Genomic DNA, 10,328 nt, shown 5'->3' with positions numbered 1-10,328 from the left:
TGGCTTTGAAGCGCGGGTTGGTCTTGTTGATGATGTAGACGACGCCCTTGCGGCGCACGAGCTTGCAGTCGCGGTGACGCGTCTTGAGCGACTTGAGCGAGCTTCGAACCTTCATGACCGTATCTTCTTAAAGACCAGGCTCTCGCCCGGGGGTGTCTACAAGAGCCGGCGCATATACGAGGCGCTGGCGGACGAGTCAACGGCGGGCGGGCGTTGTCGCGCCCCGCCCGCTCGTCTCTACAGCTCGATCATGTCGAACTCGGCCTTGGCCGTGCCGCACAGGGGACAGATCCAGGTGTCGGGGATGTCGGCCCAGCGGGTTCCCGGGGCCAGGCCCTCCCCGGGATCGCCGAACTCTTCCTCATAGATGTAGCCGCAGGTGCGGCACTGCCAGGTCTTGAAGGGGGCGGACACCGGCGGCCTCAATGCATCTTGAAGCGGATCGGGACCGACTTGGGCCCGCAGACGAAGCTGGCCGACATGTTGCGCGGCGTCCCGTCCAGTTCGACCGACTCCAGTCGAGCGAACAGCTCTTCCCAAAGGACCCGCATCTCCATCCGCGCCAGGTGCTGGCCCAGGCAGACATGGGCGCCGTAGCCGAAGGCCACGTGCTTGTTGGGGGTGCGCTCGACGTTGAACTTGAAGGGGTCGGCGAACACCGCCTCGTCGCGGTTGCCGGAGGGATAGGACAGCATCATCCAGTCGCCCTTGGCGATCTTCTGGCCCGCCAGCTCGGCGTCGGCGGTGGCCGTGCGCATGAAGTGCTTCACCGGCGTCACCCAGCGGATCGACTCCTCGATCAGGCCGGGGATCAGGGTCGGGTCAGCCTTGACCTTGGCGAACTGCTCGGGGTTCTCGGCGAGCGCCCACAGGGCCCCGGCGGTGGTGGACGAGGTGGTGTCATGGCCGGCGGTGGCGGCGATGATATAGTAGCTCATGGCCTCCAGGTGGCCGAGCGGCTGGCCGTTGACCGTGCCGTTGGCGATCACGCTGGCCAGGTCGTTGCGGGGATTGATCCGCCGGTCCTCGGTGATGGCGTTGAAATAGAGCATGAAGTCCATCACCACCGACTGGATGGTGTCGACGCCTTCGTCGGTGGTCTGAGCTGTGTCGCCCGTCCGGTTCAGCTCGGGGTCGGCGCTGCCGAACAGTTCCTGGGTCAGCTTCAGCATCCGCGGCTCGTCGGATTCCGGCACGCCGATCACCTCCATGATCACGTGCAGCGGATAGAGGAAGGCCACGTCGCGGGCGAAATCGCACTGGCTGCCGTGCGCCGCCATGCGGTCGACGAAGCCCCGGGCGATCTCGCGAATCCGCGCCTCCAGGGGGCGCAGGCTCTGCGGCACGAAGGAGCCCTGGGTCAGGCGCCGGTAGGCCATGTGGTCGGGGTTGTCCATCTGCACCAGGGAGCGGACCAGGTGCGGGCTGCCCCCCATCATCTCGCGGACCTTCTTGTCGGCGTCGATGGTGGTCAGGACGGTGGATCGGTCGCCATTGTGGAACAGCTCGTTCTGGCGCTCGACCTCCAGGATGTCGGCATGGCGCGTCACCACCCAGAAGGGATCGAACCCCTCGGGCTGGGCCTGCTCCAGGGGCGCCTCCTTGCGCAGCCAGGCGAAGGCGTCGTCCACCCGCTTGCCGTCCGCATAGGCGCGGGGGTCGATAATGGTCTGGGCGATGTCGGAGGGGATGGTCATGCGCGTTTCCGGCCTTGCTTGTCTTGGAGCGGCCACGATCAAGCGCGGCCCACTTGTTAGTTGTCCAACAACTTTCTAGAATTCGCAACATGGTCACGACATTGACGAAGGTCAAAACGCGTCGGAGTCAGGCGCAGCGGCGCGACGAATCCGAACGCCGGCTGCTGGCCGCCGCCGCCGAGCTGGTGGTGGAGCGCGGCATGGGCGCGGCCACCTTCGAGAACATCGGCGCCCGCGCCGGCTACAGCCGCGGCCTGGTCACCCAGAGGTTCGGCTCCAAACGAGGCCTGATCGAGGCCCTGATCGCCGATCTGCAAGGCCGCCTGGGGGGCCTGCTGGAGGACCGGCGCGTCGACGAGCTGAACGGCCTGGAGGCGGTGCTGGCCTATGTCGACGTCTTCCTGGCCGCCCTGGACCGCGACGGCGAACTTCGGGCCTATTTCGTGGTCCTGGCCGCCGCCGTGGCCGATGTCTCGGAGCTGCGCGCGCCCTTCGCCGCCGCTCACAAGCAGGTGGAGCAGGCCCTGGAGTCCTTCTTCCTGCGCGGCCAGGCCGAAGGCGCGGTGCGGGCCGGCATCGACGCCGACGCCGCGGCCCTGATCACCGGCGCCCTGCTGTTTGGCCTGTCCATGCAACTGCTGCTGGACCCCCTGATGGACCTGGCCCCGATCCGCGAGACCAGCCTGATGACCCTGCGCCTCAGCTTCGCGGCCTGATCCCGCTCGCCCGCGCCAGACGAGCCGCCGCTCGCCCCTGACGGGCTTGTGATTGAGCAGGCGACCCGGTCACCGCTAGGTTGCCCCGATGGATCGTCGCTGTTTTCTCGTCCTGCTCCTGGCCGGTTGCGCCGACCCGTCGGCCAATCTGGTGCCGACGGTCAGCCCCCTGCCGCCCGCCCCCACGCCGCAGCAGCCGGCGCCGGTGGCCCCGCCTACCCAATCGGGCGACATGACCTTCGACGAATGGGCCCGCGACTTCTACATGCGCGCGGTGAAGGCCGGCCTGCCGCCGGCCCTGCTGGACCGCGAGCTGGCGGGCCTGACGCCGGATCCGCGGGTCAACAGCCTCGACACCCGCCAGCCGGAATTCGCCAAGCCCTTCGGCGACTACATCAAGGGCGTGGTCAGCGAGGACCGGGTGGCCATCGCCGCCCGCCGCAAGCCCGCGCTGGCCCAAACCCTGGACGAGATCGAGACGCGCTACGGCGTGCCCGGCGACATCCTGATGGCCATCTGGGCCATGGAGACCGGGTTCGGGGCGGTGATGGGGGACTTCGACGTCGTCCGCTCCATGGCCACCCTGGCCGCCCAGGGCCGCCGCCGGACCTTCGCCGAGGATCAGTTGATGGCCGCCCTGCGGATCATCGGTTCGGGCGAGTTCCCCCGCGAGCGCCTGCGCGGCTCCTGGGCCGGCGCCATGGGCCAGACCCAGTTCATCCCCACCAGCTTCCTGGCCACCGCCGTGGACGGTGACGGCGACGGCCGCCGCGACGTCTGGGGCTCGGCCCCCGACGCCCTGGCCTCGGCCGCCAACCTGCTGGCCAGGGGCGGCTGGCAGCGCGGCCAGGGCTGGGCCCGCGAGGTGATCCTGCCCTCAGGCTTCGACTACAGCCTCACCGAGGGCCCGCGCGAGACGCCGGACTGGTGGGCCCAGCTCGGCGTGCGCCGCGCCGATGGCCTGCCCTGGACCACGGCCGACCTCACCGCCAAGGCCATGCTGATCGCGCCGACCGGCGCCCAGGGGCCCTGCTTCCTGCTGTTCCCGAACCACTTCGTGATCCGCAAGTACAACAACGCCACCACCTATGCGCTCGGGGTGGGCCTGCTGGCCGACCGCTTCGGCGGCATGGGGCCCCTGGTGAAGGCCTGGCCCTATGAGAGTGCGCTGTCGCTCGGCGACCGCATCGTCACCCAGCGGGCGCTGGCCCAACTCGGCTTCGATCCCGGCCAGCCCGACGGCGTGGTGGGGGTCAACACGCGCACGGCCCTGCGCAACTGGCAGAAGTCCCGCGGCCTGACAGCCGACGGCTACCTGTCCCTGGACATGGTCAGCCGCCTGAAGGCCGAGGCCAACATCCTCTAGGGGCTGAGCTTCAGAGCGAGCCCTCGTCGCTCTTCTCCAGGGTGGCCATGGCCGAGTCGGCCTGGGTCGCCGGCTTGGGGTCGGCGTTGGCCAGCTGGCTGTTGCGGAAGGCGTAGACCAGCATGGCCAGCATCATGACCATGTTGAGCACGAAGGGCGCGGCGTGGACCTTCTCGTAGAGCAGCACGAACAGCGGGGCCAGGACCACGTTCACCCCGTTCACCGCGGCGATGGCGCCGGCGGCGCGGGCCTGTTCGTGCATGCCCACGGCGAGGGACGAGCCGGCCGTGAACCCCGGCCGCGCCAGGCCGAACCCCAGGCTTGAGATGGCGTAGCCCGCCACCACGGCGGCATAGGTCGGCTGGAAGGCGACGATCAGATTGCCCAGGGCCGCCACCCCCACGCCCCAACGCAGGAGCTGGCGCGGGGTCATCTCGAACATGCGAATGATGCCCCATTGGGCCAGCAGCCCCGCCACCGCCCCGAACATCATGGCGATGGCGATGAACCCCTGCGCCTGCATGGGCGACATGCCGAGCTTGTCGATGATCAGGAAACCCAGGGTCTGGCCCTGGGCGGTCTGGCAGACCGCGACGACGAAGCCGTAGATCAGGAAGGGCGTCAGGCGCGGGTCGCGCCACATCGGCGTCTCCTTGCCCGCCGCGTCGGCCTTGGCGTCCATGGTCGGCGCCATCTTCACCGGCTGGACCGGCATGTGGCTGCTCTCCGGCAGCAGCTTCCAGACCACCACCAGCATGGAGAGCGCGATCAGCGAGAAGATCATCATCGGCCCGGCCAGACCGATGCCGAGGAAGGGGATGATGAACAGCGGCGCCAGGAAGGGCCCGATCACCGTCCCCAGGCCGAAGGCGCCGGCCAGGCTGGACATGGCTGTGGTGCGCTCCTCCACCGGGGTGTGCTCGGCCACATAGGCCTGGGTGGCGGGATTGGAGGCCGCGCCGAACAGCCCGAACAGGGCCCGCGCCAGCAGGAAGAAACCGAAGATCACCATGGGCGTCGCCAGGTGATGCAGGCCCGCGCCGACCACCACGGCGCAGGCGGCCATGGAGACGGCGAAGCCGGTCAGGCCCACCAGCATCAGCGGCTTGCGACCGTATCGGTCCGACGCACGCGCCCAATAGGGAGAGGAACCCGCCCACAGCAGGGCCGAAAGCGAGAAGACCCCGGCCACCAGATAGTCGGGAATGCCGATGGATCGGCCGATGGCCGGCAGCACCGAGATCATCCCGGTATTGCCCATGGCCGTCACCAGGGAGACCCCGAATATGATCGCGAACGATGACTTGGGCAGGCTCACGGGGGTCGGCGCTGACTGGAGCATGGTTGGCTGTTAAGCCGCGCCGACGGAGCGCGAAACCCCATAAATCCTCACCGGGCATTAAGCATTAACAGGGATGCTCCGGCCTATCGCGCCCTAGGACTCGCCTCGCATGTTTCAGATCATCGGCATCGTGCTGCTCTTCGGCCTGGTGTTCGGCAGCTACATCATGTCCGGCGGCAACATGGGCGTCATCCTGCACGCCGCGCCCCACGAGATGATGGCCATCGGCGGCGCGGGCGTCGCCAGCTTCCTCATCTCCAACTCCATGACGGTGGTGAAGGGCTCGGGCTCGGGCCTGGCCAAGGTGTTCAAGGGCCCCAAGTGGAAGGCCTCGGACTATCGCGACCTGTTGTCCCTGCTCTTCCTGCTGACCAAGACCATGAAGTCCAAGGGCGTCATCGCCCTGGAGAGCCACATCGAGAACCCCAAGGACTCCTCGATCTTCTCGCGCTTCCCGAGGGTGACCAAGGACCACTTCGCCGTCGACTTCATCTGCGACACCCTGCGGATGATGACCATGAACCTCGAGGACCCGCACCAGGTCGAGGACGCCATGGAAAAGCAGCTGGAGAAGCACCACCACGAATCCCTGGCGCCCGCCGGCGCCCTGCAGAGCCTGGCCGACGCCCTCCCGGCGCTGGGCATCGTCGCCGCCGTGCTCGGCGTCATCAAGACCATGGGCGCCATCACCGAGCCCCCGGAGATCCTGGGCGAGATGATCGGCGGCGCCCTGGTGGGCACCTTCCTGGGCGTGTTCCTGGCCTATGGCCTGGTGGGTCCCTTCGCGACCCGCCTGAAAGAGATCGTCGAGGAGGAAGCCTCCTACTACCGCATCATCCAGTCGGTCCTGGTGGCCCACCTGCACGGCAACGCCGCCCAGATCTCAGTGGAGATCGGCCGCGGCAGCGTCCCCTCAGGCGCCCAGCCCAGCTTCCTGGAACTGGAAGAGGCCCTGTCGGCGATTCCGAACGAGGCCTAACGTCTGGGGTCGGCCAGCGGGCTGACCCGGTTGACGTGGCCCATCTTGCGGCCCGGCTTGGCGTCGCGCTTGCCGTAGAGGTGCAGCCGGGTCTCCGGCTCGCCGGCCAGCTTGGCCCAGGCCTCGACCTCGTCCCCCAGCAGGTTCAGCATCTCCACCCGGGCGATCGCCGCCGTGGGGCCCAGCGGCCAGCCGGCGACGGCGCGGATGTGCTGCTCGAACTGGTCGACCTCGCAGCCGTCCATGGTCCAATGGCCGGTGTTGTGCACCCGCGGGGCGATCTCGTTGACCAGCAGCCGGCCGTCGGGAAGCTCGAACAGTTCGATCCCGATGACCCCCACATAGTCCAGGCCGGTGAGGACCTGGGCGGCGATCCGCTCGGCCTGCTCGGCCAAGGCCGGGGTGATGGCGGCCGGCGCGACGGAGCGGCGCAGGACGCCGTTCTCGTGGTGGTTCTCGGCCAGGGGATAGATGGCCAGCTCCCCGTCGCGGCCGCGGGCGGCGATCACCGACAGCTCGCGCACGAAGTCGGCGGGCGCCTCCAGGATCACCGGCCGGCCGCCCAGGGCCTCGAAGGCCGCCGCGGCGTCGGCGACGTGCTCGACCCAGCGCTGGCCCTTTCCGTCATACCCCTCGCGGCGGGTCTTCATCAGCACCGGCGCGCCGAGCTGGGCGACGGCGGCGCTGGCGGTCTCGTCACTGTCGGCCTGGGCGAAGGCCACGGTGGCCACCCCGATGGAATTGAGGAAGGTCTTCTCCTCCACCCGGTCCTGGGCCACGGCCAGGGCCCGGCCGTTGGGCGCCACCGCCACCCCCTGGGCGATCAGGTGGGACACCGCCGAGGCGGGCACGTTCTCGAACTCGTAGGTCACCAAGCCAGCCACCGCGGCCAGGGCCTCCAGGGCGCGAGGGTCGTCATAGGGGCCGCGGATGGCGTGGGCGGCGACCCGGCCGGCGGGCGAATCAGGCTCCGGCTCCAGGATGGCCACGTCGAAGCCCAGCCGGGCCGCGGCCAGGGCCAGCATCCGGCCCAGCTGCCCCCCGCCGAGGATCCCGATCATCGCGCCGGGCGCCAGGGGAAGATCCGACATGGAGACTAGTCCTCGACGCTTTCGGAGACGGCCTGGGAATGGCGGGCCCGGTGATCGGCCAGGCGCTGGGCCAGGGCCGAATCGGACAGGGCCAGGATCTGGGCGGCCATCAGGCCGGCGTTGCGGGCGCCCGCCTCGCCGATGGCCATGGTGCCCACCGCGATGCCGGCCGGCATTTGGACAATGGATAGCAGGCTGTCGAGGCCGCTGAGCGACTTGGACTGCACCGGCACGCCCAGCACCGGCAGCTCGGTCATGGAGGCGGTCATGCCCGGCAGGTGGGCCGCGCCCCCGGCCCCGGCGATGATCACCTTGAACCCGGCGGCCTTGGCCCCCTTGGCGAAGGCGTACATGCGGTCAGGCGTACGGTGGGCGGAGATCACCTTGGCCTCATAGGCCACCCCAAGGGCGTTGAGGCTCTCGGCCGCGCCCTTCAATGTCGGCCAGTCGGAACGGCTGCCCATGATGATGGCGACGGGCGCTGACGTGGCGCTCATGAAGGCGTGCCCCTGCGACGAGAAGGCGCGGAGTATAGGCGCCGCCTTTGCGCCCGCAACCAAGGACGTTTAGGATTCTTAACGTCGACAAGGCGTCGACGATTCGTGTTCGCCGAAAGCCCGCATATAGCCGCATGAAGGTCACTGGCGCCCGCAACGAACCCTTTTCGGCCATCCGCAAGCGCGCCTTGGCCCAGGCGGGGGCCTATGTCACCGCCGGAACGGCCGCGCCGGCCGATCGGACCGCCTTCCTGGGCCTGAGCGAGGCCGATCTGACCCCGGCGGTCCAGGGCGCGGTGAAGACCCTTCTCACCGAAATCGACGATCTTCGCGGCGAAGTGGCCCGCCTGAAGGCCAAGCTTTCCGAGGCCGAGACCCTCGCCGACCGCGACCCTTTGACGCCCCTGCTGAACCGCCGGGCCTTCATCCGCGAGCTTGGCCGCATCCGCACTTTCGCCCAGCGCTACGGTTCGCCCGCCAGCGTGGTCTATTTCGACCTGGACGGCTTCAAGGGGGTCAATGACCGCTTCGGCCACGCCGCCGGGGACGCGGCCCTGCAGGCGGTGGCCGAGCGTCTGGCGGCCAATGTCCGCGACAGCGACATCATCGGCCGCATGGGCGGCGACGAGTTCGGAGTGATCCTGGTCCAGGCCGACGAGGCCACGGCGCGGGCCAAGGCCGAGTCCCTCGCCCAGGCCATCGAGGCCTCCCCCATCCAGTTCGGCGACTGGTCGGCGCCCCTGCACATCTCCTACGGGGTGCGGGAGATCACGCCCGACACCGAGCCCGAGGCCCTGGTGGCCGAGGCCGACGCAGCCATGTTCGCCGCCAAGCGCCTGCGCGACCGCGAGCGGGCGGCCCAGCCGCCCCTCGCCGACCCAGGTCCGGAAAGCTAGGCGATAATGTCCGGGGTGAGCTGATCCTTCAGCCGCTCGATCTCGTCCTTCAGCAGCAGCTTCTTCCGCTTCAGACGGCTGATCACCATCATGTCGGGCAGGGGCGCCAGCATCAGGGCCTGGATCGCGGCGTCGAGGTCGGAGTGGTCGAGGCTGATGGCGGCCAGGCGGGCGCGGACGCCGGCGTCCTCCGCCTCCTCGGTTTCATCATCGTTCATACGCACGCCCCGAACCTGTGGCCTCGATGATGCGCATCGCCGCGCGCGCCGTAAAGCGCTCCAGAGCGTGACGGGCTGAAGCCGATACCGGTTCAGGCGCCCGTCACGCTCTAAACTGAAGACGACGAGCCTGTTTATCTAGCCGAGCGCGGCCGCGAGCGCCGCCAGGGCGTCGTCCGGCGCGGACTTGCCCCAGGCCGCCGAGGCCGCCTGCAGGGAGGCCAGGGCCCCACGGCCGCCGCTGGAGCCGCCCGCCAGTTCCTCAAGGGTCTCCATCAACACCCGCTCGGCCCGCAGTTCGCAGGCCTTCACGTCCTCGCGCAGCGCCTCGCGCGCGCCGTCGTCCACCGGCGGCTGGGGCGCCTTGAGCGTCCGGCGCACCTCGCGGATGGGAACCAGCACCGTGGCGTCCCAGGCCTTGGCCGCCGCCACGCCCTTGGCCAGGGCCTCGACGTCGGGCCCCTCGGCCCAGACCGCCCAGAGCAGCAGGGAGGTGTTCTGACCGTGGCTGTCCTGCAGGGTGAGGCAGGCCTCCGGCACACCCTCCAGCCCGTAGGCCTCAAGCGCCCATTCCCAAATCGCCATCAGTCTTCTCCCCGCAACGGACCGACATCCTGGCCCCAACGCTTCACTGGCCGCCAGGCCAGGCCGAACAGATCCAGCGCCCGGCCCACCGACTGGTCGACCATCTCCTCCAGGCTGGCGGGCCTGGCGTAGAAGGCCGGTAGCGGCGGGGCGATCACCGCCCCCATCTCCGCCAGCTTCACCATCGTGCGCAGATGGCCCAGGTGCAGGGGCGTCTCGCGCACCATCAGCACCAGGGGCCGGCGTTCCTTGAGGGTCACGTCGGCGGCCCGGGTCAGCAGGGAGGAGGTCACGCCTGTGGCCACCTCGCTCATGGTGCGCACCGAGCAGGGGGCGACGATCATGCCCAGCGTCGGATAGGAGCCCGAGGCGACGGAGGCGCCCACGTCGCCCACCTTGTGGACCACGTCGGCGCGGGCCTGGACGTCGGCCAGGGACAGGTCGGTTTCCTGGGCGATGGTGAGCGCCGCGGCCTTCGACAGGATCAGGTGGCTCTCCACGCCGAGCTCACGGCAGGCGTCCAGGGCCCGCAGGCCATAGGCCACCCCGCTGGCGCCCGAGACGCCCACAATCAGGCGCGCGCGATCCGTATTGGTCATTTCACCGGGTCTCCGCGCCTGATTTCAAGGCGCCCAAGCCGTCCGCCCACGCGCAAACATATGTGATCTGACAGACGAGAACAGCGGGTGTTCAGTGTTGGCATCGTTCCAACACAAGGAGACGACCCACCATGGCCGTTGAAGCCCGCATCCGTGAACTTGGATCCCGCCACCATTCTCTCGATCAGGCGATTCAGGACGAGCTCAACCGACCGGTCTCCGACGACACGCGACTGAAGGAACTCAAGCGAAAGAAGCTCAAGCTGAAGGAAGAAATGGAAGCCCTGCGCGCCAAGACGACGCACTAAGCCTTCCAGAGTTGGAGCGTGACGGGCGGCGGAA

General features: G+C 69.0%; 14 protein-coding genes. 5 read left to right on the top strand and 9 right to left on the bottom strand.

All coding sequences use genetic code 11. From position 1 onward, the window contains the following. The 3 genes from ykgO to Q7T09_RS13850 all read right to left on the bottom strand — a co-directional run. Positions 1-115: type B 50S ribosomal protein L36 (gene ykgO / locus Q7T09_RS13860; protein ID WP_304700474.1), on the bottom strand; the 115-nt coding region annotated here is incomplete at its 3' end. Between the two features lie 122 nt (positions 116-237). Next, positions 238-414, bottom strand: coding sequence for a rubredoxin (locus tag Q7T09_RS13855; RefSeq protein ID WP_304700471.1), 177 nt, complete (start codon positions 412-414; stop codon positions 238-240). 8 nt (positions 415-422) lie between these two features. After that, complete coding sequence (locus Q7T09_RS13850; protein ID WP_304700470.1) at positions 423-1,697, bottom strand: cytochrome P450; 1,275 nt, start codon at positions 1,695-1,697, stop codon at positions 423-425. A 101-nt stretch (positions 1,698-1,798) separates the two neighbouring features. Here Q7T09_RS13850 and Q7T09_RS13845 point away from each other — a divergent pair, with 101 nt between their 5' ends. Continuing rightward, the gene (locus Q7T09_RS13845) at positions 1,799-2,413 is read left to right on the top strand and encodes a TetR/AcrR family transcriptional regulator (RefSeq protein ID WP_370689250.1); all 615 of its coding nucleotides are present in this window, start codon (positions 1,799-1,801) and stop codon (positions 2,411-2,413) included. Between the two features lie 88 nt (positions 2,414-2,501). Next, positions 2,502-3,779, top strand: a complete 1,278-nt coding sequence (locus Q7T09_RS13840) for a lytic murein transglycosylase (protein ID WP_304700468.1) — start codon at positions 2,502-2,504, stop codon at positions 3,777-3,779. 10 nt (positions 3,780-3,789) lie between these two features. Here the strand turns inward: Q7T09_RS13840 and Q7T09_RS13835 are convergent, their stop codons facing one another. Continuing rightward, complete coding sequence (locus tag Q7T09_RS13835) at positions 3,790-5,121, bottom strand: MFS transporter (RefSeq protein ID WP_304700467.1); 1,332 nt, start codon at positions 5,119-5,121, stop codon at positions 3,790-3,792. Positions 5,122-5,230: 109 nt separating this feature from the next. Between Q7T09_RS13835 and motA the strand changes: the two genes are divergently transcribed. After that, positions 5,231-6,100, top strand: coding sequence for a flagellar motor stator protein MotA (motA, locus tag Q7T09_RS13830; protein WP_304700466.1), 870 nt, complete (start codon positions 5,231-5,233; stop codon positions 6,098-6,100). Here the strand turns inward: motA and Q7T09_RS13825 are convergent. Beyond that, the gene (locus Q7T09_RS13825; protein ID WP_304700465.1) at positions 6,097-7,191 is read right to left on the bottom strand and encodes a 5-(carboxyamino)imidazole ribonucleotide synthase; all 1,095 of its coding nucleotides are present in this window, start codon (positions 7,189-7,191) and stop codon (positions 6,097-6,099) included. The genes motA and Q7T09_RS13825 overlap by 4 nt on opposite strands. A 5-nt stretch (positions 7,192-7,196) precedes the next feature. Then, positions 7,197-7,688, bottom strand: a complete 492-nt coding sequence (purE, locus tag Q7T09_RS13820) for a 5-(carboxyamino)imidazole ribonucleotide mutase (protein WP_304700464.1) — start codon at positions 7,686-7,688, stop codon at positions 7,197-7,199. Between the two features lie 134 nt (positions 7,689-7,822). Between purE and Q7T09_RS13815 the strand changes: the two genes are divergently transcribed. After that, a complete protein-coding gene (locus Q7T09_RS13815) occupies positions 7,823-8,584 on the top strand; it encodes a GGDEF domain-containing protein (RefSeq protein WP_304700463.1) in 762 nt (253 codons plus the stop codon). Here the strand turns inward: Q7T09_RS13815 and Q7T09_RS13810 are convergent. The 3 genes from Q7T09_RS13810 to Q7T09_RS13800 all read right to left on the bottom strand — a co-directional run bounded on the left by Q7T09_RS13810 (position 8,581) and on the right by Q7T09_RS13800 (position 9,986). After that, positions 8,581-8,802 (bottom strand): YdcH family protein, encoded by a 222-nt coding sequence (locus Q7T09_RS13810; RefSeq protein WP_304700462.1) that lies wholly within the window; start codon positions 8,800-8,802, stop codon positions 8,581-8,583. The two genes, Q7T09_RS13815 and Q7T09_RS13810, sit on opposite strands and share 4 nt — an antisense overlap. 138 nt (positions 8,803-8,940) lie before the next feature. Then, positions 8,941-9,387, bottom strand: coding sequence for a TIGR02444 family protein (locus Q7T09_RS13805; RefSeq protein ID WP_304700461.1), 447 nt, complete (start codon positions 9,385-9,387; stop codon positions 8,941-8,943). Beyond that, complete coding sequence (locus Q7T09_RS13800; RefSeq protein WP_304700460.1) at positions 9,387-9,986, bottom strand: UbiX family flavin prenyltransferase; 600 nt, start codon at positions 9,984-9,986, stop codon at positions 9,387-9,389. The genes Q7T09_RS13805 and Q7T09_RS13800 overlap by 1 nt, the downstream gene beginning before the upstream one ends. 131 nt (positions 9,987-10,117) lie before the next feature. On the opposite strand from Q7T09_RS13800, the gene Q7T09_RS13795 reads away from it, so the two are divergent. Further along, positions 10,118-10,294, top strand: a complete 177-nt coding sequence (locus Q7T09_RS13795) for a DUF465 domain-containing protein (RefSeq protein ID WP_304700459.1) — start codon at positions 10,118-10,120, stop codon at positions 10,292-10,294. Positions 10,295-10,328: the final 34 nt, after the last annotated feature.

It is taken from the genome of Phenylobacterium sp. (assembly GCF_030645195.1).
GTDB lineage: Bacteria > Pseudomonadota > Alphaproteobacteria > Caulobacterales > Caulobacteraceae > Phenylobacterium.
Note: the sequence above shows the minus strand (reverse complement) of the source record. Positions and strands in the feature narration are given on the sequence as shown.